This window comes from Geobacter sp. AOG1 (genome assembly GCF_019972315.1).
GTDB lineage: Bacteria > Desulfobacterota > Desulfuromonadia > Geobacterales > Geobacteraceae > Geomobilimonas.
Genome location: NZ_BLIZ01000001.1, coordinates 3,059,515 through 3,085,010 on the forward strand (window position 1 = coordinate 3,059,515; position 25,496 = coordinate 3,085,010).

At 55.2% G+C, this 25,496-nt stretch carries 24 protein-coding genes, 1 tRNA gene, 1 other RNA gene and 1 riboswitch; of the genes, 17 read left to right on the top strand and 9 right to left on the bottom strand.

The window, feature by feature from the left end; translation table 11 throughout:
- Nucleotides 1–11 precede the first annotated feature (11 nt).
- Together LDN04_RS13920 and LDN04_RS13925 are read left to right on the top strand one after the other, a co-directional pair.
- Nucleotides 12–347, top strand: a complete 336-nt coding sequence (locus LDN04_RS13920; protein ID WP_223911790.1) for an STAS domain-containing protein — start codon at nucleotides 12–14, stop codon at nucleotides 345–347.
- A gap of 14 nt (nucleotides 348–361) precedes the next feature.
- On the top strand, nucleotides 362–787 hold the full coding sequence (locus LDN04_RS13925) for an ATP-binding protein (RefSeq protein WP_223911793.1): 426 nt from the start codon (nucleotides 362–364) through the stop codon (nucleotides 785–787).
- Nucleotides 788–814: 27 nt separating this feature from the next.
- Here the strand turns inward: LDN04_RS13925 and lgt are convergent, their stop codons facing one another.
- On the bottom strand, nucleotides 815–1,594 hold the full coding sequence (gene lgt / locus LDN04_RS13930) for a prolipoprotein diacylglyceryl transferase (RefSeq protein ID WP_223911796.1): 780 nt from the start codon (nucleotides 1,592–1,594) through the stop codon (nucleotides 815–817).
- 154 nt (nucleotides 1,595–1,748) lie between these two features.
- A riboswitch (M-box (ykoK) riboswitch) is annotated at nucleotides 1,749–1,913 on the top strand.
- A 64-nt stretch (nucleotides 1,914–1,977) separates the two neighbouring features.
- On the opposite strand from lgt, the gene LDN04_RS13935 reads away from it, so the two are divergent.
- The 3 genes from LDN04_RS13935 (at nucleotide 1,978) to ssrS (ending at nucleotide 4,901) form a co-directional block, all read left to right on the top strand.
- Nucleotides 1,978–3,243, top strand: coding sequence for a magnesium transporter (locus LDN04_RS13935; protein ID WP_223911808.1), 1,266 nt, complete (start codon nucleotides 1,978–1,980; stop codon nucleotides 3,241–3,243).
- A gap of 27 nt (nucleotides 3,244–3,270) precedes the next feature.
- On the top strand, nucleotides 3,271–4,569 hold the full coding sequence (locus LDN04_RS13940) for an Nramp family divalent metal transporter (RefSeq protein ID WP_223911811.1): 1,299 nt from the start codon (nucleotides 3,271–3,273) through the stop codon (nucleotides 4,567–4,569).
- Nucleotides 4,570–4,721: 152 nt separating this feature from the next.
- A non-coding RNA gene (ssrS, locus tag LDN04_RS13945) (6S RNA) lies at nucleotides 4,722–4,901 on the top strand.
- Nucleotides 4,902–5,148: 247 nt separating this feature from the next.
- On the opposite strand, the gene LDN04_RS13950 is transcribed toward ssrS, so the two are convergent.
- The 3 genes from LDN04_RS13950 to LDN04_RS13960 form a co-directional block, all read right to left on the bottom strand.
- Nucleotides 5,149–5,676, bottom strand: a complete 528-nt coding sequence (locus LDN04_RS13950; RefSeq protein WP_223911814.1) for a DUF4124 domain-containing protein — start codon at nucleotides 5,674–5,676, stop codon at nucleotides 5,149–5,151.
- A gap of 54 nt (nucleotides 5,677–5,730) precedes the next feature.
- A complete protein-coding gene (locus LDN04_RS13955; RefSeq protein WP_223911817.1) occupies nucleotides 5,731–6,075 on the bottom strand; it encodes a histidine triad nucleotide-binding protein in 345 nt (114 codons plus the stop codon).
- 84 nt (nucleotides 6,076–6,159) lie between these two features.
- On the bottom strand, nucleotides 6,160–6,921 hold the full coding sequence (locus LDN04_RS13960) for a TlyA family RNA methyltransferase (RefSeq protein ID WP_223911820.1): 762 nt from the start codon (nucleotides 6,919–6,921) through the stop codon (nucleotides 6,160–6,162).
- Nucleotides 6,922–7,108: 187 nt separating this feature from the next.
- Here LDN04_RS13960 and LDN04_RS13965 point away from each other — a divergent pair, with 187 nt between their 5' ends.
- Nucleotides 7,109–9,094: a hypothetical protein gene (locus LDN04_RS13965; protein WP_223911823.1), complete on the top strand. Its 1,986-nt coding sequence runs from the start codon at nucleotides 7,109–7,111 to the stop codon at nucleotides 9,092–9,094.
- Between the two features lie 34 nt (nucleotides 9,095–9,128).
- On the top strand, nucleotides 9,129–10,007 hold the full coding sequence (locus tag LDN04_RS13970) for an SDR family oxidoreductase (protein WP_223911826.1): 879 nt from the start codon (nucleotides 9,129–9,131) through the stop codon (nucleotides 10,005–10,007).
- Here the strand turns inward: LDN04_RS13970 and LDN04_RS13975 are convergent.
- Nucleotides 10,004–10,426, bottom strand: coding sequence for a hypothetical protein (locus LDN04_RS13975; protein ID WP_223911829.1), 423 nt, complete (start codon nucleotides 10,424–10,426; stop codon nucleotides 10,004–10,006). The two genes, LDN04_RS13970 and LDN04_RS13975, sit on opposite strands and share 4 nt — an antisense overlap.
- A 98-nt stretch (nucleotides 10,427–10,524) precedes the next feature.
- On the opposite strand from LDN04_RS13975, the gene LDN04_RS13980 reads away from it, so the two are divergent.
- The 6 genes from LDN04_RS13980 (at nucleotide 10,525) to LDN04_RS14005 (ending at nucleotide 15,236) form a co-directional block, all read left to right on the top strand.
- A complete protein-coding gene (locus LDN04_RS13980) occupies nucleotides 10,525–10,914 on the top strand; it encodes a hypothetical protein (protein WP_223911831.1) in 390 nt (129 codons plus the stop codon).
- Nucleotides 10,915–11,004: 90 nt separating this feature from the next.
- Nucleotides 11,005–12,057 (top strand): low specificity L-threonine aldolase, encoded by a 1,053-nt coding sequence (locus tag LDN04_RS13985; RefSeq protein ID WP_223911834.1) that lies wholly within the window; start codon nucleotides 11,005–11,007, stop codon nucleotides 12,055–12,057.
- A 243-nt stretch (nucleotides 12,058–12,300) separates the two neighbouring features.
- The gene (locus LDN04_RS13990; protein ID WP_223911837.1) at nucleotides 12,301–12,447 is read left to right on the top strand and encodes a hypothetical protein; all 147 of its coding nucleotides are present in this window, start codon (nucleotides 12,301–12,303) and stop codon (nucleotides 12,445–12,447) included.
- Nucleotides 12,448–12,492: 45 nt separating this feature from the next.
- Nucleotides 12,493–13,842: a DNA recombination protein RmuC gene (locus LDN04_RS13995; RefSeq protein WP_223911839.1), complete on the top strand. Its 1,350-nt coding sequence runs from the start codon at nucleotides 12,493–12,495 to the stop codon at nucleotides 13,840–13,842.
- 30 nt (nucleotides 13,843–13,872) lie between these two features.
- Entirely contained in the window at nucleotides 13,873–15,021 is a 1,149-nt protein-coding gene (locus LDN04_RS14000; RefSeq protein WP_223911842.1) for a general secretion pathway protein GspE, read from the top strand.
- A gap of 128 nt (nucleotides 15,022–15,149) precedes the next feature.
- Nucleotides 15,150–15,236, top strand: a tRNA-Leu gene (locus LDN04_RS14005).
- A 452-nt stretch (nucleotides 15,237–15,688) separates the two neighbouring features.
- On the opposite strand, the gene LDN04_RS14010 is transcribed toward LDN04_RS14005, so the two are convergent.
- The 4 genes from LDN04_RS14010 to dnaE form a co-directional block, all read right to left on the bottom strand.
- Nucleotides 15,689–16,138 carry a hypothetical protein gene (locus LDN04_RS14010; protein ID WP_223911845.1) on the bottom strand — a complete coding sequence of 150 codons (450 nt, stop codon included), beginning with the start codon at nucleotides 16,136–16,138 and terminating at the stop codon, nucleotides 15,689–15,691.
- 137 nt (nucleotides 16,139–16,275) lie between these two features.
- A complete protein-coding gene (locus LDN04_RS14015) occupies nucleotides 16,276–17,037 on the bottom strand; it encodes a pseudouridine synthase (protein WP_223911848.1) in 762 nt (253 codons plus the stop codon).
- Nucleotides 17,038–17,113: 76 nt separating this feature from the next.
- Nucleotides 17,114–18,070, bottom strand: coding sequence for an acetyl-CoA carboxylase carboxyltransferase subunit alpha (locus LDN04_RS14020; RefSeq protein ID WP_223911851.1), 957 nt, complete (start codon nucleotides 18,068–18,070; stop codon nucleotides 17,114–17,116).
- 113 nt (nucleotides 18,071–18,183) lie between these two features.
- The gene (gene dnaE, locus LDN04_RS14025) at nucleotides 18,184–21,663 is read right to left on the bottom strand and encodes a DNA polymerase III subunit alpha (protein WP_223911854.1); all 3,480 of its coding nucleotides are present in this window, start codon (nucleotides 21,661–21,663) and stop codon (nucleotides 18,184–18,186) included.
- Between dnaE and LDN04_RS14030 the strand changes: the two genes are divergently transcribed.
- From LDN04_RS14030 to LDN04_RS14045, 4 genes are all read left to right on the top strand, one after another.
- Nucleotides 21,643–21,897 carry a hypothetical protein gene (locus LDN04_RS14030; RefSeq protein WP_223911857.1) on the top strand — a complete coding sequence of 85 codons (255 nt, stop codon included), beginning with the start codon at nucleotides 21,643–21,645 and terminating at the stop codon, nucleotides 21,895–21,897. The genes dnaE and LDN04_RS14030 overlap by 21 nt on opposite strands.
- A 16-nt stretch (nucleotides 21,898–21,913) precedes the next feature.
- A complete protein-coding gene (locus tag LDN04_RS14035) occupies nucleotides 21,914–23,302 on the top strand; it encodes a TatD family hydrolase (protein ID WP_223911861.1) in 1,389 nt (462 codons plus the stop codon).
- Between the two features lie 395 nt (nucleotides 23,303–23,697).
- Nucleotides 23,698–24,144, top strand: coding sequence for a large conductance mechanosensitive channel protein MscL (mscL, locus tag LDN04_RS14040; RefSeq protein ID WP_223911865.1), 447 nt, complete (start codon nucleotides 23,698–23,700; stop codon nucleotides 24,142–24,144).
- A 24-nt stretch (nucleotides 24,145–24,168) separates the two neighbouring features.
- On the top strand, nucleotides 24,169–25,449 hold the full coding sequence (locus tag LDN04_RS14045) for an OmpA family protein (RefSeq protein WP_223911868.1): 1,281 nt from the start codon (nucleotides 24,169–24,171) through the stop codon (nucleotides 25,447–25,449).
- Nucleotides 25,450–25,496 lie beyond the last annotated feature (47 nt).

Here is a 25,496-nt window from a genome sequence, read left to right on the forward strand (position 1 = left end):
GAGAGTACTTCATGAACCTTAACATCGAAACCAGAAACGAAGTCATCATTATCTACGTCAAGGAAGAACGGCTGGATGCCCACAACTCGGGGGACCTGAAGAGTGAAATGCAAAGGCTTTTTGAAGAGGGGAAGAAAAACATCCTCGTCGACCTGCACGATGTCCGCTTCATCGACAGTTCCGGCCTGGGTGCCCTCGTTTCCGGCTTCAAGAACGCCATTTCGCACCAAGGAAACCTCAAACTCGCCACGTTGCAGACCCAGGTTAAATCGATGTTCGAACTGACCAGGCTGCACCGGGTATTCGAAATATTTCCTTCCACCGCCGAAGCGCTGGAAAATTTCTAACAAGCGAGGTCGCAATGGAGAAGCGGGCGATCGAGGTAGACATCAAGGTGCCGAACCAGACCCGGTACCTGAGCCTTATCGGCAGGATAGGTGAAGACATCGCCAAGGAACTGGACAAGTTCGGCGGCGACAGGGAAACCCTCGCCTACCACATCAACCTCGTCCTTACCGAGGCCATGGTAAACGCGATCAAGTATGCTAATGCCGAAGACCCGGACAAGATGGTGCACATCATGATCACCATTGCCGACAGCGAGCTGACCATAAGGGTCTACGACGATGGTCAAGGCTTCGACATCAACTCCATTCCCCCCCCCGACTTCGAAAAACTGGAAGATCGGGGGCGCGGCGTCTTCATCATCAAGTCGATCATGGATTCTGTCCGGTACAGGAAGATCGACGGAGGGAATGTCCTGGAGATGTCAAAACGGCTGCACTAATTCATTCCGGCCCACTCCTGAGTGCAGTCATCCCCGCCGGACCGTCCACCAGACCATCCCCCCCCCGACGAGCAGCATGGGAAGGCTGAGCAGCTGTCCCATGGACAGGCTCCCGACGATAAAGCCCAGCTGATAATCCGGCTCCCGGAAAAATTCCACGGTAAAACGAAACAGTCCGTACAATCCGAGAAACGACCAGAAAACGGTCCCTGCCGGTGGTTTGAGACGACCGATCCCCCAGAGACAGAGATACATCACCGGCCCCTCCAGAAATGCCTCGTACAATTGGGACGGATGGCGAGGCATACCGCCGGCGCGAGGATCGGGAAAGATAATGCCCCACGGGACGGTGGTCACGCGACCGTACAGTTCACCGTTGATAAAGTTGCCAATGCGACCGAGCCCCAGTCCGATCGGCGCCGTCATGAAGCCGATATCAAGCATTTGCAGGAAATTGAGTTTCTTCTTCCGCACAAACAAAGCTCCACCCAGAATGGCTCCGAGCAAGCCGCCATGGAAGGACATCCCCCCTTCCCAGACGGCAAACACCTTCAAGGGATGCGCAAGATAGTCAGATAAGTTGTAAAACAGCACGTATCCCGTTCTTCCGCCAAGAATGATCCCCAGAGCCACCATGAATACCAGATCAGAAACATCATCTTTCGTGAGTGGCACTCCCCTGTGCTTCGCTCCGGCCCGTATGATGAAATAGGCCGACAGAAAACCGATGATATACATGAGCCCGTACCAGCGAAACGCCAGCGGCCCGAGATGAAAAAATACCGGATCGATGTGTGGAAACTGCATGGTTCTCCCCGTACGATAAAAGTGCACCTAACCTAACAGTAAAACCAAAGGGTGTCAATGACCGGCACGAGCGCCTGCAAGTGCTCAGACTTTGTAACTTTTTAACCAAACAAAGGGTTGACAAATAGTGACGCCGGGACTATACCAAGTGAAACACGTTCCTCGTTAGGAAGAGGCGTTTGCACAAACAAAGGCTACTGCACGGAAACGTCGAAAGACGCCAACGGGTAGACCAGGTATTGTCGGCTTAAGGCTTTACCTAAGGTAGCTGGTGAAAACCTACGTTGTGCACTGCCGAAACTCAACCAGGGGGAAACCGGCCTTCTATTGCGTACGGCCCTTCCTCCTGGAAGGGCTTTTTTTATTTTTCAGGAGTGCTATTCATGAATGAGGTCGTAAGCGAACTCTATCTGAGCGCGGTTCTCGACAATACCGTCATTAATGAGCAGGGTCAGCAGATCGGCAAACTGTGGGACCTCGTCATGACAGCAGGTGAGATTTTCCCCGAGGTATCCCACCTCCTCGTCAAATCACCCACGTCGACCCTGGCCATTCCCTGGAAAGACATCTCGCTCTTCAATCGCTTCGTAATTTCCATAAAAGGAGAATCAGCGCCCTTTTCCTACGGACCACGGGAGGGAGAAATTCTGGTCAGGCGCGACATTCTCGACAAGCAGATCGTCGACATCAACGGAGCCAAGGTTGTTCGTGTCAATGACCTGAAACTGGGAAATCAGAAAAATTTCCTTTGCATCTTCGCCGTTGACATCGGTTTCAGGGGATTGCTCCGTCGCCTTGGGTATGAAATGCTGGGAGAAAAAATCGCTCGCGGCCTCAAGAAAGAACTGTCCCACCAGGAAATCAGCTGGGAATTTGTCCAGCCCCTTGAGTTGAATCTATCCCGCCTGACCCTCACCATGGCACGCGAGCAGATGGCGGATATGCATCCGGCCGATATCGCCGGCATCATTTCCCAGATTTCCCCGAAACAGATTCAGACCGTACTGACCTCCCTCGACACGGAAACTGCCGGCGAAGCGATTCACGAATTGAACCCCGAACTCCGGTCCCGGGTCATCACCCAACTGGACAGCGAACAGGCTTCGGACATTCTGGAAGAAATGGACCCGGACGAGGCAGCGGACGTGCTCGGCGACCTCCCCGAAGAAAAGGCGCAGGAACTTCTGGGGCTCATGGATGAAGAGGAAGCCGAGGATATCCAGGAACTGATGGAGCATGAGGACGACACCGCCGGGGGCCTCATGAACAGCGAGTTCCTTACCATCGCACCCGATTTCACGGTCAGCGATGCGCTGAGTCAAACCAAGCTCTTGGCCGCCGATGTCGAAACCGTCTATTATGCCTACGTTGTGGACAGCGATGAATACCTGCTTGGCGTGGTGAGTCTCAAGGAATTGCTCATTACACCACCGGAAACCCCGATAACCGAGATCATGACCAGTAACCTGAAAACGGTGAAAGTCGATGCAGAGCCGGAAGATATCCTCGAACTCATCGCCAAGTACAACCTGATCGCCATACCGGTCCTGGACGAGAAAGAAAAGATCGCGGGGATTGTCACCGTGGACGACATCCTGGAACTGTTTCTCCCCTATGCCCTGCGCCGCCGGCGATATCGCCACCACTGATCGCAAATCTAATCCTGGATACCTGACATGTTTACCGGAATCAGCTTGTTTCGCCTGTTCAAACCGCTCCGCAAGGTCAACCCGAGAAATATCCTGCTCTTCCTTGCCATCCTCGGCCCGGGCATCATCACCGCCAACGTGGATAACGACGCCGGCGGGATAACCACCTATTCCCTGGCCGGAGCCCAATTCGGCTACACCCTCCTCTGGGTGATGGTGCCGACTACCATTGCCCTCGTGGTAATCCAGGAGATGTGCGCCCGGATGGGCGCGGTGACCGGCAAAGGGTTGTCGGACCTCATACGGGAATCTTTCGGGGTCAAGGTAACATTTTACGTGATGATTGCCCTGCTCCTCACCAATATGGGAAACTCGGTCTCCGAATTCGCCGGTATAGCGGCCAGCCTGGAAATTTTCGGCATCAGCAAGTACCTGTCGGTGCCGGTCAGCGCCGTTTTGGTCTGGTTGCTGGTGGTCAAAGGCTCCTACAAGTTCGTGGAGAAAGTATTCCTTGTCGCCTGCATGGTCTACATCGCCTACCCCATCGCCGCCTTCATGGCCGGCCCAAAGTGGGACACCATTCTTACCGCGACGTTCGTACCGACATTCAAGTCAGACAGTGCCTACCTGATGACCATGATCGGTCTTGTGGGGACCACCATCGCCCCCTGGATGCAGTTTTACCAGCAATCTGCCGTAGTCGAGAAGGGGATCACCATCGACCAGTACGGTTTTTCAAGGCTGGACGTCATTATCGGCTGCATCATGGCCATCGTAGTGGCCTTCTTCATCGTGGTCGCCTGCGCCTCAACGATTCATGTCCAGGGACTGAAGATCGAAACCGCTGCCGATGCAGCAGTCGCCCTGAAACCGCTGGTGGGCAGACATGCTTCCACGCTCTTCGCCTTCGGACTTTTTAACGCCTCATTGTTCGCCGCCTGCATTCTGCCCCTTTCAACCGCTTACTACATTTGCGAGGGGTTGGGGTGGGAATCGGGTATAGACAAGAACTTTCGCCAGGCACCCCAGTTTTTCTGGCTCTTCACCATTATCATCATCCTCAGTGCAATCACCATTCTCATCCCCAACGCCCCCCTGATCATGATCATGTTCATTTCTCAGGTAGTGAACGGCGCAGTGCTCCCCTTCGTACTGATCTTCATGCTGAAGCTCGTCAACGACCGCAGCATCATGGGCAGCCATACCAATGGCCCCGTATTCAACGGCATCTCCTGGATAACCGTCGTTATAATGATCGTACTGACCGCATTGATGACCGTCGATATCATATTCCCGGGAAGCGTCGGAAAAGTTCTCGGTTTGTAATGACGAGACCGATTCAAGCATGATGAACTAATCGACTGACCGAGGTCATGAACGACGTCAATTTATAACTGATAAAATGCCAAAAAAATTTGCCAACGACATTGACACTCTCTAATACGATGCTAGACTTCACACTACAACGATCTTTGAAAATTGCTCTGGAGTACAGGTTAGAGTTTGTTGGGGTACCTGACTATTTATGAACAAAATAGCGCCGGGTTCTGACGCAGTGTGCAAGCCTTCTCACCTGAAGGAAGCCTGAAGCGTTATCCCGGACAATGTTGCAACAAAGGTCAGTAACTCTCGCGACCATACGGTAATCTGGAGCAATTCCCTATAATTGGTGTCGTCGGACATCTCGCGCACCGTGTACACCGGATTTTTCGGGTGAGTAAAACCCTCGAAAAAGATACGTATCAACCGACGCGGTACTATCCTTGACAGGATATTGATACGCATCAACCACAACGGATACGCACAAAGCGACCCCGGTGGCACCAATTAGCTACAAAAAAGCCCGGAACGAAATGCGTTCCGGGCTTTTGCTTTTTGCTGAACGGGAAAACTCCGATTGAAGTCCTACTCCCTCGCGCCAGCCGGCACTCCAGCTTTGTTGGCTGCTTCGTCGAGCGCACTGAGCTTTGTTTTAAGGTCTTGTACCCTGAGTTCCACATTCTTTAAGGATGACTGGATCGACAGATATTCGGTTCGGGACATCTTGCTGGTGTCGTTCAATCTTCCCCGCAATTGTTCTGCCTGGTCTTCAGCTGCCCTTAGGTCTGCCTTGAGCCGGCCGAAATCCTTACGCCAAGCCTTCTCATCCTTGCCGCCGTAGAGAATTGCCTTTTTATCTCCGTCAGCAGTCGCCTCTTTCGCGCTCTCCGCGCCCTTTGCGCTCGTTTTCCCCTTCGACTCGTCGATTTCCGTCACTTCAGGGCCGGTGGGGACATCGGCGTCGAGAATGATAACCTTTTTTCGGTACTCGGGAGGGACGTTCCCCAAGTCTTCGGTAAAACTGATCGTCCCCTTCTTGTCCACCCACTTGTACGTAACGGCATAGGCAGGTAGGGCAGCAAAAATAACGAGCAATGCGAGCAGTCGTTTCATGTAATTTCCCCTCCGGATATTCATGGAATAGTGGTGAAGTATCGTTTGAAAGCGCTACCCCGGCGGCCAGGCGAGATTACGACCGGCAAGCAGGTGAAAATGGATATGAAAAACAGACTGACCGGCTGCGGCATTATTGTTATTGACGATACGGAACCCCTGTTCGGCGATGCCCCGCTCCCGGGCTATCCGCGCAGCCACCTGGAAAACGTGCCCAACCAGGGCATTGTCATCCACATCGAGATCCAGGGCGTTGACAACATGCTTGTGCGGAATAATGAGGAGATGATGGGGTGCCACCGGTGCGATATCCTCGATGACCACCACCTGCTCGTCCTCGAACACCTTCCGTGCAGGTACTTCCCCCCGCGATATCTTGCAAAACAGGCAATTATCCATCAAATTCCCTTTCTTCCGTCAAACGGTTGAAGTTTATGCCATTTCCCCCTCTCATTCAAGCAAAGAGTTCAGAATCCCGGCATATTAAGCAGTTGCAAGAGACGTGCTGACTTTTCGAAGATAAATGAGAAACTCACGATTCCCCTTCGGACCCAGGATCGGTGATTCCGTCACGCCACACACTTCCAGAGACAGGCTTTCCGCAAGAGCCTGCACACCATGGATGACCTCCCGATGCTTGGCTGGATCGCGTACTACCCCCCCCTTTCCCACCTCGCCGCGACCGACCTCGAATTGCGGTTTGATGAGCGCAACAAGCTCCCCTTCCTCCTTGAGCAGACTAAGGGTGGAAGGAAGCACTTTGTCGAGGGAGATGAAAGAGGCATCGATTACGGCGAAGTCGGGTAATTCAGCCAGCTTGTCCTTCGTCAGGTAGCGGATATTGGTTTTCTCAATGTTCACCACCCGATGATCCTGACGCAACTTCCACGCAAGTTGTCCGTATCCCACATCCACTGCGTAGACCTTTGTGGCTCCCCGCTGTAAAAGACAGTCGGTAAAACCGCCCGTGGAGGCGCCGACGTCGAGGACGACCATGCCGGCAACGTCAATGCAGAACTCATCGAGCGCCTTCTGCAGTTTCAAGCCCCCCCTGCTGACGTACGGCAGAATGTCTCCCTTGAGGCGAATATCCGCATCCATCGCCACCAGTTGTCCCGCTTTGTCCGCCACATGGTCATTCACCACCACCTGTCCTGCCATGATGAAGCCGCGGGCACGCTCCCGTGACGACGCCAGTCCCCGGTCAAGCAACAGTTTATCGAGACGCTCTTTTACTCTGGTCATAAACGGCAATACCCTTTGAAATACCGACTCCTGCACGAAGCTGGGGCACGCGCGACTGCAATGCTTGAGCCGCTTCTGTCAAGCATCTTACCCCTAACCTACCCATGAATCAAGGAGCAATTTGCCATGAAACCCACACCGGCATTTAAAGTTGACACCTTTCGGGTTGTCAGTGTATTGAATCATCATGGTCAGCAATGGTTCCAACAAAGAGGGAATACGCGACGGTTCTGCCCGGGCGACCGGGGGATTGCCCATTCTCGGGACTGTCCTGCGCTGCGGCTTCGGGTGCATCGTCATTGCACTGCTCCTTGTAAAGTCCGTCCATGCCTCTGTCCCGAGCGATTCCCAGCTTTTCATGGATAGCTTCAACTTGTTTCGGAACAAGAATTATCCATCATCTCTCGCAAACCTGAACAGTCTCCTCGCCATCTACCCTGACACCCCCTTGCGCGACATGGCACTTCTCCTTCAGGCACAAGCCAATGCCAAGATGGGAAACCAACTGGATGCCGCGCAGGCATTGGTCAAATTCCTCAAAGAATATCCGGATAGTCCCCTCAAGGTAAGCGCGAATTCGGAATTGGCGAACCTGGCAATCCGCCTACAGCGCGGAGAAAAACTGGCCAACAGATTGTCAGCCCCGCAGGCAACTGCAGGAAATTCAAATTTTGAAAGCCAGGTTGTCACGAAGGAAGAACTGGAATCTATTGGCAGCAAGGAGACCGAAGAAGAGCGCTTGGCAAGACTGAAGGTTGATGAGGAGAGGATTGCCCGAGAGAAAGTCGAACGGGATCGGTTGGCAGCAGCGAAGGCAGAAGAGGAAAGACTTGCCAAGGAAAAGACAAAGCAGGACAAGCTTGCAAGGCAACGGGCGGAAGAAGAGAGAATCGCATCAGAAAATGCAGAGCGTGAACGACTGGCACGGGTGAAGGCTGAACAGGAGAGGATTGCCCGAGAGAAAGCCGAACGGGAAAGGTTGGCGGTAGCGAAGGCAGAAGAGGAAAGACTTGCCAAGGAAAAGGCGGAGCAGGACAAGCTTGCAAGGCAACGGGCGGAAGAAGAGAGAATCGCATCAGAAAATGCAGAGCGTGAACGACTGGCACGGGTGAAGGCTGAACAGGAGCGTATTACAGCCCAAAATGCCGAACTGGAACGACTGCGCAGGGAACACATCGAGAAAGAGCAGATAGAGGCTCAAAAGCGGGAAGACGAGCGTGTCGTCGAACGGAATGCAGCCATTGAAATGGGAAGGCGTGCCAGCACTGTCATCAAAAGGGCCGAGACACAGCATACTACTGTTGCTGCCGTGACAACCGGCCCATCATTGACAATCCCTTCTGAAGCTCATGTCGTTGTTTCACCTGAGTCTACTCCCCAGTCTTCTTCGCTAGTAGTAGCCGCTGACGCCCAAGCCGTCCCCACACAAACATCCATACCGGCACCTTCACCACCTGAGTTTTCACTGGAATGCTTTCCCCCGGGGGAAAACAGTGAAGTCGCGCGGATGGTATCAATCCCCTTCACCATAACCAATCTTGGTGTAGAACCGGACCGGTACCGCATCACCACCGACCTGCCGACCGACTTCAACGTCACCTTCGCGGCAGTCGGCAGACCGGGACGTCTACTGCGCGAAACCGAAACCGTTGCCCCCTCCGCCACGTTCCGAGGGATAATAAAGCTGCGCCTGCCGGGTAAGAGCATTGACGGACAGACCTTCACGCTCAGTCTGACCGCTGTGTCCACACGGGATGCAAACATTGCCGTCTCGAAAAAACTGCATCTCGTCGCGGCCGCACCGCTACTCAGTACAGTGATCAAACCCCTCAAAAAGCGGGCTGCACCGGGAGAAACTGTTGCGTACCGGCTTATCCTGATGAACGTTGGGAGCATGGCGGCGCGTGAAGTCGCCATGAAACTCATGTGCCCCCCCGCCCTGGAACCTGCTTCAATCGAGGATTCCGGTTTCAGGCGGGAAACAGACGGTTCCCTCGTCACGGAAGGGATAGAACTGCCAACCGGGAGAATACGGGAGTTCGCCCTGACGTTTCGTGTCAGCACCATGGCGGCACATGACACCACCCTCTCCTGCCGGCTGGATACAGAAGACCGGCAGCTTGGCAACACGCTTAGCGTGACGTCAGGCAACGTCCTGGTAAGCACCCACTGAGGAAAAGTTATGGTTGGAGATGAAAGGAACTGAGATGGCTGGCTTACAGAAGGTATTGATCATTGGGTGCGGCGATATCGGCCGTCGTTTAGCAGGGCTCGTGCAGGCACAGAATGGACGGGTAATCGCGCTAGTCCGGTCCGACGCACGACGTGACACTCTTCAGGAGATCGGCATCCAGACGCTGCAGGGGAATCTGGATGAACCGTCTTCTCTGGCGGACCTCCCCACGAACGACGCCGTGATCTTCTATTTCGCGCCCCCTCCCGGCGGAGGGTTCACCGACCCACGGGTCCGCGCTTTCTGCGCTGCTGTACCGGCCGGCGCCGAGCCGGCAAAGATCGTCTACATGAGTACCAGCGGCGTGTACGGAGATTGCGGCGACCGGCAGGTAACCGAAGAGACTCCCCCCAATCCGCAGACGGCACGGGCCAAACGGCGGCTGGACGCCGAAACCACTTTTCTTGAATGGGGTAGAGAACGCAACGTCCCTGTCGTTATCCTGCGCGTGACCGGTATTTACGGACCGGGTCGTTTCCCCGTCACCCAGCTTGCCAGCGGCCAACCGGTCCTCCGGGAAGCCCCGCTCACTAATCGCATCCACGCCGACGACCTGGCTCGAGTCTGCCTTGCGGCTGCGGAAAAAGGTGAGGCGGGGGAGATATTCAATGTCAGCGACGGCCATCCCGGCACCATGACTGAATATTTCAACGCCGTTGCCGACGCACTCGGTTATCCGCGTCCCCGCCAGGTAACCATGGAAGAGGCGCGCGAGGTCATGTCCCCCCTTATGCTCTCCTATGTCAGCGAATCGCGACGCATGGACAATTCGAAAATGCTCACACGCCTTGGCATCAAACTTCTCTACCCCACATTGGCGGACGGGATGAGGAAGAGCAGTAAAACTGATTAGGCAAAAAAATCATTATCGATGAGTGCCTTAAGACCTGCCGGGGTGAAGGGATATGAGTTCACCTTTTCTTGCCCCGCCCCATCCTGCCATTTCCAAAGAATGATTTCTTCACCGTTTTGCGTGGTCCGAGTCACCTGATCGGGATTGAGGTCCGTAAAAAGCCGCCACATCGCTTCCAGGTCAAGCAGTTCAAACCCGTCAACCGACTGACCATTTGCTACTTTGGCGAGAAAGGGGTCGATCAGCTCGAAATCGACCAGATCGTCCGCAGTACGCCACCACTTGACGAAACTGTCCCTCTCTTTTCTCAGCGCCTGAACCTGTGCAGCCGCTTCCCGTCCTGTCATTGAATTGCCCCCCTCATATTTATAGCTACTGATGGCATCCGAATTCGTCGATAACGTTCCAAGTATAGCCATGGAATGCTCCTCTGCAAGCGCTTGGATTGGGATTGACCTTGTCACTGTTCCGGTGTAGTAATGTCGTGAGAACAGAAGCTGCCCAGAGGAGGAATCACATGTCCCACCCCAACCCCGAAGTAACCTTCAAGTACGTTGTCGCCCCTGACTACAACCCTGTTTACATTAATGGTGCCCATGGCGGTGTCTCGCCGCGCGGAGAAATCATGGTGAATTTCTACATTGAACGACTCCCCCTGCCCGATTCAATCACCCACGAGATCAACCTTAACGGCACCATCGGCAATGAAACTGCAAGCAACCCTCCCGATCTGAAAACAACGCTCGTACGTCACGTCGACACCGGCATCGTCCTTACCGTCGAAAACGCCCGGATATTCCATGCCTGGCTCGGTGAACGAATCAGGGAAGCGGAAGCAATCGAGCGCGCCAAACCAGCCAGTCCTTCTCCCACACCTCCGGCAATGGGCGACGGAATGACTCACTGACACGGTCCCCGAATGGCTAAGAACTCTGGGAGGTGCAAACCAAGTGCCTTGACAGACAAATAGATTTTACCCCCTGATGAGGAGCTTTCTATGGAACATCTCAACCAACCGACCCGATTTCAATTTGCCAGTGACAATTACGCAGGAATCTGCCCCGAAGCATGGCAATCGCTGGACAAAGCCAACCGCGGCTACGCCAGCTCTTACGGCGATGACCCCTGGACCGCCAGGGCATGCGAAAAACTCCGGGAACTCTTCGAAACAGATTGTGAGGTGTTTTTCGTCTTTAACGGCACTGCGGCCAACTCCCTCGCATTGGCAGCCCTTTGCAAGTCCTACCACAGTATTATTTGTCATGAATTGTCCCACGTGGAAACAGACGAATGCGGTGCATCGGAGTTCTTTTCCAACGGCACCAAGGTGCTGCTCGTGCCAGGACAAGACGGCAAGGTCGACCTGTCGGCAGTGGAACACACCATAAAACGCCGCACCGACATTCATTATCCTAAACCGCGCGCCCTCAGCATTACCCAGTCCACAGAACTGGGGACCCTCTACTCGGTGGCCGAACTTCAGGCAATTGGAGATTTTGCCCGGCAGTACGGCCTGCGCCTCCACATGGACGGCTCACGTTTTGCCAACGCTGTTGCCTCTTTGGGCGTTGCCCCCAAAGAACTGACCTGGCAGGCGGGAGTGGACGTCCTTTGCTTCGGCGGCACCAAGAATGGCATGGCTGTTGGCGAAGCGGTGGTGTTCTTCAACCACGAATTGGCCAATGAATTTGACTACCGCTGCAAACAGGCCGGCCAGCTTGCCTCCAAGATGCGGTTTCTCGCTGCCCCCTGGATCGGGATGCTGGAAAATGGGGCATGGCTCCATAATGCAGCCCACGCCAATAACTGTGCCCTCCAGCTTGCCGAGGGCCTGCAGGGGATACCGGGCGTAACCCTCGCCCATCCGTGCCAGGCAAACGCAGTCTTCCTTCAGTTGCCGCCTGCCGTGGCCGATGGTCTGCGCGCAAAGGGATGGCACTTCTACTCCTTCATCGGTACCGGCGGTGCCCGTCTCATGTGTTCATGGGAAACCCGCCCCGAGGATGTGGAGGCGTTCATCAGCGACACCAGGGAACTGGTACAGAAATGAACAAAGAAAGAAATTGGTATGTAAATTGTAGGTAAAATTTTAACGCTGGGCTGTACATCCCTGGAATTTTTTGTTATTCTGTCATGACCTGAGCCGCAATGCCTGTTTAACGGGTTTTCCGACTCATGTTCCGACCGGATTGTGACAGACAGCCATTTGACAGCTAACAGCGTGGAAACGCATTTTTATGGCGATCCTCGCCAGCCATATACTCTCGAAATATCAATATCGGAGGTACCAGTCATGCATGAAGACAAAAATGTTACGGGAACGCTTTTCGTTTCGTTTATCGCGGGAGCCGCTCTTGGCGCCGGGATCGCCCTCCTGCTCGCACCGGAAAAAAAGAAGGAGCTCGAGTTCGGCACCGATGAAGAGCCGCTTTTTGTCTGATTCCTTCCCCGGCAGTTCCCCCGTATACCCGAGGATCTGCGGTTCATGAGTGCCTCCCTGCTCTATCTCCTGATCACGCTGGTTCTTATTGCCATCGGCCTGTTGCTGGTGCTCATAGCCCGGACATCCCGGAATCCTGCGGATGGGCTCGAATCTCGCTTCGATGCTCTGGAACGTAATCAGGAGCGCATCGAGCGGATGTTCCGCGATGAGCTGGCACAGAACCGCACTGAATCATCTACCAGCAGTAAACAATCCCGCGAAGAACAAAACAATGCCTTCGGAGCGTTCAGCGAAGCAGTTTTGCGCCGCATGGCAGAAGGTGCTGAGAACCAGAAGCGCCAACTTGACATCTTTTCCGGGCAACTCAAAACTCTCACCGACCACAACATCCAGAAACTGGACAAAATCAACGAAACGGTCGAGAAAAAACTCGCAAGCCTCCAGGAAGACAACAACCGGAAGCTGGAGCAGATGCGCGCTACAGTGGACGAAAAGCTCCACGACACCCTGGAGAAGCGTCTCGGCGAATCGTTCAAGATCGTGAGCGAGCGGCTGGAACAAGTACACAAGGGGCTCGGCGAAATGCAGAGCCTTGCTACCGGCGTGGGTGACCTCAAAAAGGTCCTCACCAACGTCAAGACCCGTGGCACCTTCGGTGAGATCCAACTCGGGAGCCTGCTGGAACAGATTCTCACTCGTGAACAGTACGAGGTCAATGTTGCGACCAAACAGGGGAGCAGCGGCCGGGTAGAATTCGCCATCCGGTTGCCGGGGCGAAGCGACGAGCATGATCGCGCAGTCTGGCTCCCCATCGATGCGAAGTTCCCCCAGGAAGACTATCTGCGGCTGGTCGAAGCCCAGGAACAGGGGAATCCGGTTCTTGTTGAAGAAGCTTCCCGGCAGCTGGAGCGGGCTATCAAGGAGATGGCCCGGAATATCCGCGATAAATACCTTGACCCGCCCCACACCACCGATTTCGGCATCATGTTCCTTCCCACTGAGGGGCTTTATGCCGAGGTGCTTCGCCGCACCGGTCTGTTCGAACAGCTGCAACGGGAGTTCAAGGTGGTGGTTACCGGCCCGACCACGCTGGCTGCGCTCCTCAACAGCCTGCAGATGGGTTTTCGCACCCTTGTCATCGAAAAACGCTCCAGTGAGGTATGGACCCTGCTCGGCGCGATCAAAACAGAATTCGCCACCTTTGGCGTGGTGCTCGACAAGACCCGAAAAAAGCTCCAGGAAGCGAGCAACACCATCGATTCGGCTGCCACCCGCTCCCGCGTCATCGAGCGGAAACTCAAGAGTGTCCAGGAACTACCGACCGCCGAGGCAGTGCGCCTGCTTGATCTCGGAGAAGAACCCGCGGAACCTGATACATCCGAACAGAGCTGACTCCCTTCACCCACTATCCAGGAATCTTCCATGCCCCTGAAACTCGGTGAAATGCTGGTGAATGAGAACATCATCACCCCAGAGGATCTGGACGAAACCCTCAAATGTCAGGTCATTTTCGGTGGTCGCCTCGGCACCAACCTCATCGAAATGGGATTTATCAACGAGGAACAACTCGCTCACTTTCTCGCCAGAAAACTCGGCGTCCCCTGCACGACACCCCAGCAGCTCAATAATGTCTCTGCCGATGTCCTTAACCTCCTCCCTGCTGAACTCGTGAAGAAATATATGGCTATCCCCATCGCCCTCGACAAGAAACGCCTCACCCTTGCCATGGCCGACCCTACCAATCTGCCCGCCATCGACGAAATTTCTTTCATGACCGGCTATATCGTATCGCCTCTTGTCGCCCCCGAGTTGCGGCTTGTCTTCTGCATGGAAAATTATTACGGCATAAAGCGCGACATCCGCTACTTTCCCACTAACCGTGCCGTCGGCGGGAGGCGCCGACGTGAAGGTGTGTACGATGAACCTATAGCGATGAACCAACCGGCCGCGAAACCGGAACATGTCGACCCCTTCACCATCGACCGGGAGCTCATCGAATTCCCCCCGTTCGAAGGTTTCGACACGGAAGCACCTGACGACGCCGTACCTCCCGGACAGATACCAACTGTACCGTCAGTACCTCGCCAGACCATGGAATCCATTGCCGAACGACTCGCCGAGGCGCATAACAGGGATGAAATCGCAGAAGCCCTCGTTACGTACCTGGGGCAGGAATTCCAGAGGGTAGCTCTGTTCCTCATCCGCGGAGAGATGGCCATCGGCTGGCAGGCAGTTCACGACAACAGACTTATCCAAGATTTCGACCGAACCGAGATACCCCTCGACAGCACCTCGCTCCTCAAGATGGTGGTCGATGAAAAACGATACTACCGAGGCATGGTCCCCCTCACCTCGAACAATTCAAACATGCTTGCGGCAATGGGGGGCGACCTGCCGGATATCGTCCAGATCATTCCTCTTATTATGCTCGGGCGGGTGGTGACCATCCTCTATGTAGACGGACGACGCAACGATCAAGAAGCACGTCTCTTCGACCTGCAGAAACTCATCGGCAAAGTCGCCATGGCATTTGAGATCCTGATTCTGAAGAACAAGATTCTCATGAGCTGAAATATGCAAGGTGTCATACACCTTGTGGCCATTTACTGTGAAACGGCGAAGATGGGACCAGTTGGGGAACCGCGGAAAAAATTCCTTGCAATCATCAGGAAAGATTGCTATAAAGACAATTCGTCAATGCCGAAGTGGTGGAATTGGTAGACACGCAAGATTCAGGTTCTTGTGCTCGCAAGGGTGTGCTGGTTCGAGTCCAGTCTTCGGCACCAAAAGATCAAGGGGTTACGGTAGATACCGTAACCCCTTTTCTTTTCCCGTCCCTATCTGTCGTATCCTGCCGGGTTTAGAGTTGGTCCGTTTATGTAATTACTGACTGTTGTTGATATCCTGCATCCGGCGTCATATAATTGACAGCTAATTACACATTAAATACGATTTGTTACCTATTTTGCCGCAGGCTGGATAAGAGTGGATAACTATCGTCGCGCATTATGAAAATCCACGCTCCACAAGGGATTGATTCCACAAAATCTGTGGATAACACTGTGGAATATATTGGCTGACGTGACGAAACTCGCAGAAAATATTTGCATATTAGCAAAAATGAATAAAAATATCGCGCGGCGAAACTGCACATATTTTTAGCATTTTCGACATCTCTTTTCAACCTACCTATCACTTCCGGCCTGGTACTGAGTTGCATCATCTTTCCGAACGCCGTTTACAGGTACTTATCAACCATCTCCTCAATCAGTTCACCAATTGTCGTCCGACGCTGTGCCGCGGCTATCTTCAATTTCAAATGAAGATCCTCCCGAATGTTCGCTGTCAACCGGACATCACCCGCCGGAACCAGACCAGATAAGGGCTTTGCCTTGGCCGCCGGTTTGCCTTTCATCTTCCGGGAAACCTTGAGGGCGGTTGTGCGCGTGTGATGCAAAGACGCACCATACTCGTCCGCCGGTGGCGTGACGATATGTTCAGTCGTTTTTTGGACTGAACTGGTCGGTTCCGGCTCTACCTGCACTGAATATGTTTGCACGTCGATGCCAGCCTCAACCGGCACATTACGCAGAGCAGGCTTTCGCTTACCTGATGCCGACGTGGCATCATTCTTCTCATTATCGGTGCCAAAAAGCCCTAGCTGATCCTTTACATCATCGCTTAACATATATAACCAATCCCCCTGAATCTATGAAGTTCACACAACAAACAATCTTATACCAGTACCTACTTACCCACACAAGTACATATATCAAAAGAGCATACAAAAAAAGGAGCTGCGATTTCAACCGCACCTCCTTTTTCTCAGCGTCTCCCCGGTCTTTGCGATGGGACACCACCAGGGCGAACTCTTCCGGGATGTGCCAACCTCTCGACTTCTGCTGGAGAGAGATGGCGGTGCTCACCCGGCTGCAGATCGCCCAGTTCAAGAAAACCGTAGCGGATCCGCTTGAGACGTACCACCGCCAGGCTGACCGCCTCGCACATGCGCCGCACCTGGCGGTTACGCCCCTCATGGATGGTTACGGAGAGCCAACTGTTGTTGTCGCTCTCACTCGCCAGAAACACTTTGGCCGGTGCGGTTCTGCCGTCTTCGAGCTCCACGCCTGCGGCCAGACGCTTGATCTGATCGGGAGTTGCCTTCCCCCGTACGCGCACCAGATATTCCTTCTCAACTTCGTGCCGGGGGTGGGCCAAACGGTTTGCCCACTCGCCGTCGTTGGTCAACAGCAACAGCCCTTCGGTGTTGTAGTCGAGTCGCCCTACAGGATACACCCTCGACGTTACATCCTTCAGCAGGTCGGTGACGATTGGACGCCCCTCGGGATCCTTGAGGGTCGTCAGGTACCCGACCGGCTTATAGAGGAGGAGGTATATCTTTGCGTCAACAGGGCGGACCGGTTTACCGTCCACGGTAATCTGATCGGTTAACGGATCGGCCTTGGTCCCGAGTTCCGTCACAACCTGACCGTTGACCGTGACTCGGCCTGCGACGATGAGTGTTTCCGCCTCGCGACGGGACGCGATACCTGCCTGGGAAAGCAATTTTTGCAAACGTTCAGCCATTGACAATTCCAATCCTAAAAAAACAAGGGCGGTGATGACCGCCCTGTCCTGTTTCCTACCGCCAGGGAACTAACCCCTATTCCACAAACCGGGACATCTTGCGGAACTTCTGATACCTGGCTTCAATCAACTCTTCCGCCGGCAGTTTCCGCAACTCTTTCAGGTTGCGCGAGATGGCTTTGTGGAGGTTGACTGCCATCGCCTTGTGGTCGCGGTGGGCGCCCCCTGTCGGCTCAGGAACGATCTCGTCGATGACTTCCAGCGCCTTGATGTCTTGAGCGGTCGGCTTGAGAGCCTCGGCAGCCTGTTCTCCCTTGGTGCCGTCGGACCAGAGGATTGCGGCACACCCTTCAGGCGAGATGACCGCATAAACGGAGTACTGGAGCATGAGGATTCGGTCTCCGACCGCAATGGCCAAGGCCCCGCCCGACCCCCCTTCGCCGGTTATGACAACAATGATCGGAACGGTGAGTCGAGACATCTCGCGCAGATTCCTGGCGATGGCCTCGGCCTGGCCCCGCTCCTCAGCGCCGATGCCGGGAAACGCTCCGGGAGTGTCGACAAAGGTGATGATGGGAAGCCGGAACCGCTCTGCCATCTCCATGAGCCGAAGCGCCTTGCGGTATCCTTCCGGGTTCGGCATTCCGAAATTGCGATAGACCTTCTCTTTGGTATCGCGCCCCTTCTGATGCCCAATCACCATTACCGGCTCATTGTCAAGCCTTGCCAGCCCTCCGACAATGGCGTGGTCGTCTCCGAAATTCCGGTCACCGTGAAGTTCGACGAATTCCGTGAATATAAGGTTTATGTAGTCCATGGTAAAGGGACGATTGATGTGACGCGCAATCTGTGCAGTCTGCCATCGGGTCAGGTTGGCAAATATGTCGCGCCGCATCTCCTCGGCTTTCTTTTCCAGCTTGGCAACTTCATTCTTCAGATCGACGTTGTCACCGGACAATGCCAGCAGTTCCTGTATCTTCTGCTCCAGTTCGATAACGGGTTTTTCAAAATCCATATAAATTTGAGTTGCCATGTTGTAGTGTCTCTCCTTTTACCACAAATGTGAATGCAAAGTTCCCGGACTCCGTAGTTAACCGACAAAGGCCCATCGATACGACAATGCCGACGCCGCACGAACGCGTCAGGCTACTCAAAAGAAACGGCATTATACCCCAGCAGGTTCTTCACTTCCACCATTAATTCTTCACTGGCAAACAGTGTGCAGTTGTCCGGCAACCGGATGGTCGTACTTACCGTATCCTGGATGTTGATATGGAGAATGGTCTGACAGCTTCCACGGTAACGGCCGAATATACCCTTGAGCTCTTCCAGCTGCCGCCGTTCCAGTCCGGTCCCCTGCAGGTTGACATGAATCCGTTGCGTCTCCCGCTCGCTGATCTCCCGGAGGGGGACAATATCGGTCGCCTTGATCTTCGTGCTCTTCTCCCCGACATCGACAGTGCCGGTCACAACCAGCGGTTCTTCGGTTTTCAGATAGTGGCCTGCCTTGGCATAGGTTTCCGGGAAAACTACCACTTCCACCGATCCGACCAGGTCCTCGATGGTAACAAACCCCATCCGGTCCCCTTTCTTTGTGATCATCTCCTTGAGGGCGGCCACGACCCCACAGATCTTGACCTCCTTCTCGTCGGCAATATCGGCCAATCCTGCAGTATCGGTTGAGGTGAAGCGCCGCATGTCCTGGGCGTAACGGTCAAGGGGATGGCCTGTGATGAAAAAGCCGAGGCATTCCTTCTCGAACGCGAGCTTCTGTTTGTCATCCCATTCGGCAATATCGGGGAGTTTTCCCCGGCCATTGCCATTGACCTTGACGATCTCCGTGGTGCCGAACAGGGATACCTGGGCGCTCTCCCGCTCCTGCTGGATCTTCTGGCCGAGGGCCGTGGCATCTTCCAACCCCGCCATGAGTACGGCACGCCTCGCACCGGTAGAATCGAAGGCGCCGCACTTGATGAGGGACTCCACCACGCGCTTGTTGACCCTGCGCAGGTCAACCCGTTCGCAGAAGTCGAAAAGATCCACGAATACCCCATCCTTGCGGGCTTCGATTATCGCCTCAATAGCCGACTCGCCGACGTTCTTCACTGCACCAAGACCGAAGCGGATGGATGTGCCGAGAACGCGGAAGGAATGGTGGGAGGCATTGATATCCGGCGGCAGCAGATCGATTCCCATCTCCCGGCAATCGGCAATGTTCTTGACCACCTTGTCGGTGCTCCCCATGTCGCAGGAAAGAAGCGCCGCCATGAATTCCACGGAGTGGTGGGCCTTGAGATAGGCGGTCTGGTAGGCAATGAGGGCATAGGCCGCGGAATGGGACTTGTTGAAGCCGTATTCTGCAAACTTGGCCATCAGGTCGAAGATCGCCTCGGCCTTTTTCAGGTCGATTCCCTTCTGCTTTGCCCCCGCCAGGAACGGCTCCTTTTCCTTTGCCATGACCGCCGGGTCCTTCTTTCCCATGGCCCGGCGGAGCAGGTCCGCGCGCCCCAGGGAATAGCCGGCCAGGGTCCGGGAAATCTGCATGACCTGTTCCTGATAGACGATGACCCCGTAGGTGTCCTTGAGGATCGGTTCGAGCTCGGGGAGGTCATAGACGACCTTCTTCCTGCCATGCTTGCGCTCGATGAAGTCGTCCACCATGCCGGAACCGAGCGGCCCCGGGCGGTAGAGAGCGCAGGCGGCAATGACATCTTCAAAACAGGAAGGTTTCAGCTTTACCAGCATCTCCTTCATGCCGCTGGATTCGAGCTGGAATATCCCCGTCGTGTTTCCCGACGAGATCAGCTCGTAACTCTCCCGGTCGTCGTCACGCAGGCGCGAGATGTCGAAGCCAGGGTCCTTCTCGGCCTGGATCAGCCTGACGGCGTTGGCGATGACCGTCAGGTTCTTGAGCCCCAGAAAATCGAACTTCACCAGCCCCACCATCTCAACGTACTTCATGGAATACTGGGTGTTGAGGGAACCACTCTTCTGATCCTTGTAGACCGGGCAAAACTCCTCGAATGCGGCCGGCGCCACCACCACGCCGGCAGCGTGGGTGGAGGCATGGCGGGCAAGCCCTTCGAGACAGAGGGAGACATCCAGCAGTTCCTTCACCTTTGGATCCGCCTTGGCAAGCTCGTTCAGCTTCGGCTCGATCTTGAGTGCCTTGTCCAGGGTCATCCCCAGTTCGCCGGGGACAAGTTTGGCAATCTTGTCCACGTCACCGTAGGTCATGTCCATGGCCCGGCCAACGTCGCGGATTACCGCCTTTGCCTTCATGGTACCGAAGGTAATGATCTGGCAGACCTTGTCACGACCGTACTTGCCGGCAACGTACTGTATCACCTCGTCCCGCCGGTCCTGGCAGAAATCCACGTCGATATCGGGCATGGATATCCGTTCCGGATTGAGGAAACGCTCGAAGAGAAGGTTGTAGGGGAGCGGGTCCAGGTCGGTGATGCGGATGGAGTAGGCAACCAGGGAACCGGCCGCGGAACCCCTGCCGGGGCCGACCGGGATCCCCATGTTCTTGGCCCAGTTGATGAAGTCGGCAACGATGAGGAAATAGGCCGGAAACTTCATCTGCTCGATGCAGTCCAGTTCGATCCGGAGACGGTCGTAGTAGGCCTGCTCCTGTTCGGGCGTCATGTCGGGATACTTGGCGCGGATGGTTACCAGCCGGTCTTTGAGGCCCGCGTAGGCCTGTTCTTCCAGCATTTCATCATGGGTCTTTCCGGCAGGGGGCTCGAAGTGCGGGAAAAAGTAGTTGGTCGGGTCGTTCAGCCTCAGTTCCAGCGTGCATCGCTCGGCAATGCGCACCGTATTGGCAATCGCCTCCGGTGCATAATGGAAGGCTGCCGCCATTTCCTCCGGCGACTTGACGTAGAACTCGTCCGCCGAGAACCGCATCCGGTTCTCATCATTCATGGTTTTGCCGGTCTGAATGCAGAGAAGCACCTCATGAGCGCGGGCATCCTCACGGTTGAGGTAGTGGCAATCGTTAGTCGCCACCAGCGGCAAGGAAAGCTCCCGCGCCACGGCCATCAGTCGCTGGTTGGCAATCTCCTGCTCGGGGAGGGTGTTCTCCTGGAGTTCGATGTAGTAGCTGCCGGGGAAGGTTTCGCTGTACCAGCGGGCGACTGCCACGGCATCGTCCATGCGGTTGCGGCTGCAGAGGGTGGCAACCTCTCCCTTGAGGCAGGCGGAAAGGGCAATGAGCCCCTCGCTGTGCTCAGTCAGCAGTTCCTTGTCAATCCGTGGCTTGTAGTAAAAACCTTCCTTGTAGCCCGATGAAACAAGCTTCGACAGGTTTTTGTACCCCTGCAGGTTTTCACAGAGCAGGATAAGGTGATAGCTGGAGTATTCGCCGGGAACGCTTCCCTGCTCCTTCACCAGGCGCGAACCGGGCGCGACGTAAACCTCGGCGCCGATGAGAGGCTTGATCCCTTCCTTCCGGCATTTTTCGTAGAACTCGATGGCACCGAACATGCTGCCATGGTCGGTAATGGCCACGGCAGGCATGCCGTATCCCTTGGCCTTCTTGACCAGGTCGCCGATACGGATAGCCCCGTCGAGGAGTGAGTACTGGGAATGGAGATGGAGGTGCACAAACGGCTGCTGCATGAAAAGGCCTTTTTGAATACAATTATGGGAGCCCACATGGTGTGCAGCCCCCACTTTAAATATGCAGAAAATTTTGCCAATTATGCCATACCTGAACGAGCCCTGTCAATGAAACCTTGGGGCGCTCGTACCGCGTTCCGCCGGGGATTTTTTTACCTTTACAGCATTCTTGAGGGGCTGGTACTATGGGGAAGGATCATTGTCCCCAGCCTGATGACATCCCCCATGGAATAAAACAAGGAACCGTACCATGACTGCTGACGTCACCCTCATAGACTCCCACGCCCATATTTACGGAAAGGAGTTCCATGTCGACTTTGCCGAGATGTTGCAGCGTGCCGTCGAGGCCGGAGTGTCGCACATCATAACCGTTGGAGCCGACCTGGAGTCGAGCCGGCAGGCCTGCGATCTGGCAACGAGTTACGAGCAGATTCATTGTGCGGTGGGGATCCATCCCCACGATGCCGACCGGGTCACCGACAAATGTTATGAGGTCGTACGGGAACTGGCGACAAAAAACCCAAAGGTCGTCGCCATCGGCGAGATAGGTTTGGACTTTTACCGTGACCGTTCCCCCCGGGACGCGCAGGAATCGGTATTTCGCCGCTTCATACGTTTGGCACGGGAACTTTCGCTGCCGATCATCGTCCACGACCGGGATGCCCACGACCGGGTCATGACAATACTCCGGGAGGAGAAGGCCGAAGAAGTCGGCGGGGTCCTCCACTGTTTTTCCGGCGACCTTGCCATGGCCCGGGAGTGCGTGGAGATGGGCTTTTACATCTCCATTCCCGGCACCGTAACGTACCCCAGCAATGACTCCCTGCGGGAGGTCGTGCGGGGAATAAAGATCGAACACCTCCTTTTGGAAACCGATTGTCCCTACCTCGCGCCGGTCCCCCGCCGGGGAAAACGGAACGAGCCGGCCCATGTCCGGTTCGCCGCCGAAAAGGTGGCGGAGGTGAAAGGGCTTTCCCTTGAGGATGTGGGGCGGATTACGTCCCTCAACACCCACCGGCTGTTCGGTATCGGCACAGCTCCCCAGAAGACCCGCATCGCCTATCGGATAAGGAACTCCCTCTATCTCAACATCACCAACCGCTGCTCTAACCGCTGTTCCTTCTGTGCCAAGTTCGACGACTTCACGGTGAAAGGGCACTACCTTCACCTGGAGCATGAACCGGATTTTACCGAGGTAATGGCCGCCATCGGCGATCCCGCAGGCTACGACGAAGTGGTTTTTTGCGGCTACGGCGAACCGCTCCTTCGCCTCGACCTGATCAAGGATGTGGCGACGGCACTCAAGCCGAAGGGGGTCCGGATCAGGATCAATACCGACGGTCAGGGGAACCTGGTCTACGGCCGCAACATCCTCCCCGAACTGGCGGGGCTGATAGACACCGTATCGGTCAGCCTCAACGCCGCCGACGCCGATACCTACACCCTGCTCTGCAACACCCCCTTCGGCAGCGCTGGCTTCAACGGCGTATGCTCTTTCCTTTCCGAGGCAAAGCGGTATATCCCCCACGTGGTCGCCACTGCCGTGACCGTACCCGGGCTTGACATTTCAAAGGTGCAACAGCTTGCCGAGTCAATCGGCGTAGAGTTTCGCGCCCGGGAATATGCCGAAGTCGGCTGATTGGGCAACTTTCGAAGCGCAACCCGACCTCGGCATGGGCATACAGGTGCCTGCTCCATCGTCAGATACCCCATTGCCACAATTTTCATGGATGCTCCCTGCCTGAAACAGCGAACAACAACATCCTTCTTCCCACTCAGCCGTTTTTAAAGAGCATTTCTCCCATTCCATTCGCCTCTCTCATCTTGCAACCGCTCCAAATCCACCACCACAACCCAAATAAAATCAGAATGTGCATCAGCGTAACCTTGACAATCGGCAGACATCTGCTATGGTTAGGTCAGTTTGTTTAATTAACAAAGGCACAGCCCAACAGCCGACTGGTCCGCATTCTCCAGGCCAGCCCGAATCTGAGCAGGCGGGCAACTTTGTAATTTATGTGAAAGGAGGTAGCAATGTTAGAAGAGTTCAAGAAATTCGCCATGCGCGGCAACGTGATCGACCTGGCGGTCGGTATCATCATCGGTGGCGCCTTCGGCAAGATCGTCAGCTCCTTCGTAGCCGACATCCTCATGCCCCCCCTCGGCAGGGTCATGGGGAAGGTTGACTTCACGAACCTGTTCATCGACCTCTCCGGAACCGGCTACACCTCCCTGGCGGAAGCGAAGAAGGCAGGCGCTGCCACCATCAACTACGGACTGTTCATCAACACGATCATCGATTTTATCATCGTCGCATTTGCCATCTTCCTCCTGATCCGCCAGATCAACCGGCTGAAAAAAGCAGAGGAAGTTCCGCCGCCGGCTACCAAAGAATGTCCCCATTGCGTATCCAGCATACCCATTAAAGCAAGCCGTTGTCCCAACTGCACATCCACCCTGGAGCAAGGGAGCGCGGCTTAATTCAATCCACCAAGGAGGTAATCAATGCGCAGAAAACTTTTAACCCTGTTGAGCGGCCTGTTACTGCTCGGCGCAACCACGGTCGCCCACGCGGAGGTCAAGGCGGGCTCCTTCGGGCTCACCCCCTTTGTCGGCGGCTTCCTGTTCGACGGTGTCCAGCACCTTGAAATGGAGCCGATGTACGGCATTCGCGCCGGCTACAACTTTACGGAGAATTTCGGTATTGAGGGGGTATTCAACTACGTCCACACCGAACCCACCGCGGCGAAATTTATCATTCCGGGACAGGGGAAATACAACGTCTATAACTATCGCGGCGAACTCCTCTACCACTTCATGCCGAAAAGCAAGTTCGTCCCCTACCTCGCGGCCGGCTATGGCGCCCAGACCATAGACCCGGAAAACGCGAAGAGTGATACGCACGGCGCGTTTTCCGCGGGTGGCGGTTTCAAGTACTTCTTTACCGACAACATCGCGTTACGGGGTGATGTTCGCGACCTGATCATCAACAGTATGGTAACTCCCTCTGATTCAACCGCAAAGCAGAGCGTGAACAACCTGGAATACGCCCTGGGTGTCTACTTCCAGTTCGGCGGCGAGAAACCGGCCCCCGCGCCCGTGGCTGCCCCGGCACCGCCGCCGCCAGCTCCGGCTCCGGAGCCGGCCCCGGCTCCTGTCAAGAAAGAGGTAGCACCGCCGCCTCCGCCCCCCGCACCGACGAGTAAAATATCCGTAACCCCAACCACCATCACCAGGGGACAAGCGGCAACTCTCGCCTGGTCTTCGGAAAACACTACGGATTGCACCGTCGAACCGGGCGGTGGCGTCCAGACGCAGAATTCCATTTCGGTCTCCCCCGCGGCGGACACCACCTACACCCTCACCTGCAATGGACCGGGAGGCAAGACCACCAGCACCACCAACCTGACCGTGCAGGCACCGCCGCCTGAAAAGGTCTGCATAGTCCTCGGCGTCCTATTCGACACCAACAAGGCAGTCGTGAAACCCAAGTATCACGATGAGATCAAGAAGGCCGGAGACTTCCTGAACAAGTACGATTTCGTTACGGGAACTATCGACGGCTACACTGACAACGTCGGTACGTACAAGTTCAACCAGAAGCTCTCCCAGAAGCGCGCCGAGGCCGTCCGGGATTACCTCATCAAGAATTTCGGCATTAAACCGGAACGTCTCACCGCCAAGGGTCATAGCTACGACAACCCGGTTGCCAGCAACAAGACGGCGGAAGGCCGGGCGAAAAATCGTCGCATCGAAGCCAACTTCGAGTGCGTCATCCAGAAATAACCATCATGTGAACATGGCCGCACTCCCCGGAGTGCGGCCTTTTTTTG

Coding starts and splice junctions, on each gene's coding strand:
- LDN04_RS14020 (WP_223911851.1), bottom strand. CDS start 18,070: ATGGCAACTCAAATTTATATGGATTTTGAAAAACCCGTTATCGAACTG.
- LDN04_RS14010 (WP_223911845.1), bottom strand. CDS start 16,138: ATGTTAAGCGATGATGTAAAGGATCAGCTAGGGCTTTTTGGCACCGAT.
- LDN04_RS13950 (WP_223911814.1), bottom strand. CDS start 5,676: ATGAAACGACTGCTCGCATTGCTCGTTATTTTTGCTGCCCTACCTGCC.
- lgt (WP_223911796.1), bottom strand. CDS start 1,594: ATGCAGTTTCCACACATCGATCCGGTATTTTTTCATCTCGGGCCGCTG.
- LDN04_RS13970 (WP_223911826.1), top strand. CDS start 9,129: ATGGCTGGCTTACAGAAGGTATTGATCATTGGGTGCGGCGATATCGGC.
- LDN04_RS14045 (WP_223911868.1), top strand. CDS start 24,169: ATGCGCAGAAAACTTTTAACCCTGTTGAGCGGCCTGTTACTGCTCGGC.
- LDN04_RS13960 (WP_223911820.1), bottom strand. CDS start 6,921: ATGACCAGAGTAAAAGAGCGTCTCGATAAACTGTTGCTTGACCGGGGA.
- LDN04_RS13965 (WP_223911823.1), top strand. CDS start 7,109: ATGGTCAGCAATGGTTCCAACAAAGAGGGAATACGCGACGGTTCTGCC.
- LDN04_RS13985 (WP_223911834.1), top strand. CDS start 11,005: ATGGAACATCTCAACCAACCGACCCGATTTCAATTTGCCAGTGACAAT.
- LDN04_RS13980 (WP_223911831.1), top strand. CDS start 10,525: ATGTCCCACCCCAACCCCGAAGTAACCTTCAAGTACGTTGTCGCCCCT.
- LDN04_RS13935 (WP_223911808.1), top strand. CDS start 1,978: ATGAATGAGGTCGTAAGCGAACTCTATCTGAGCGCGGTTCTCGACAAT.
- LDN04_RS13975 (WP_223911829.1), bottom strand. CDS start 10,426: ATGGCTATACTTGGAACGTTATCGACGAATTCGGATGCCATCAGTAGC.
- LDN04_RS13990 (WP_223911837.1), top strand. CDS start 12,301: ATGCATGAAGACAAAAATGTTACGGGAACGCTTTTCGTTTCGTTTATC.
- mscL (WP_223911865.1), top strand. CDS start 23,698: ATGTTAGAAGAGTTCAAGAAATTCGCCATGCGCGGCAACGTGATCGAC.
- dnaE (WP_223911854.1), bottom strand. CDS start 21,663: ATGCAGCAGCCGTTTGTGCACCTCCATCTCCATTCCCAGTACTCACTC.
- LDN04_RS13955 (WP_223911817.1), bottom strand. CDS start 6,075: ATGGATAATTGCCTGTTTTGCAAGATATCGCGGGGGGAAGTACCTGCA.
- LDN04_RS14035 (WP_223911861.1), top strand. CDS start 21,914: ATGACTGCTGACGTCACCCTCATAGACTCCCACGCCCATATTTACGGA.
- LDN04_RS14000 (WP_223911842.1), top strand. CDS start 13,873: ATGCCCCTGAAACTCGGTGAAATGCTGGTGAATGAGAACATCATCACC.
- LDN04_RS13920 (WP_223911790.1), top strand. CDS start 12: ATGAACCTTAACATCGAAACCAGAAACGAAGTCATCATTATCTACGTC.
- LDN04_RS13925 (WP_223911793.1), top strand. CDS start 362: ATGGAGAAGCGGGCGATCGAGGTAGACATCAAGGTGCCGAACCAGACC.
- LDN04_RS14015 (WP_223911848.1), bottom strand. CDS start 17,037: ATGGCTGAACGTTTGCAAAAATTGCTTTCCCAGGCAGGTATCGCGTCC.
- LDN04_RS13940 (WP_223911811.1), top strand. CDS start 3,271: ATGTTTACCGGAATCAGCTTGTTTCGCCTGTTCAAACCGCTCCGCAAG.
- LDN04_RS13995 (WP_223911839.1), top strand. CDS start 12,493: ATGAGTGCCTCCCTGCTCTATCTCCTGATCACGCTGGTTCTTATTGCC.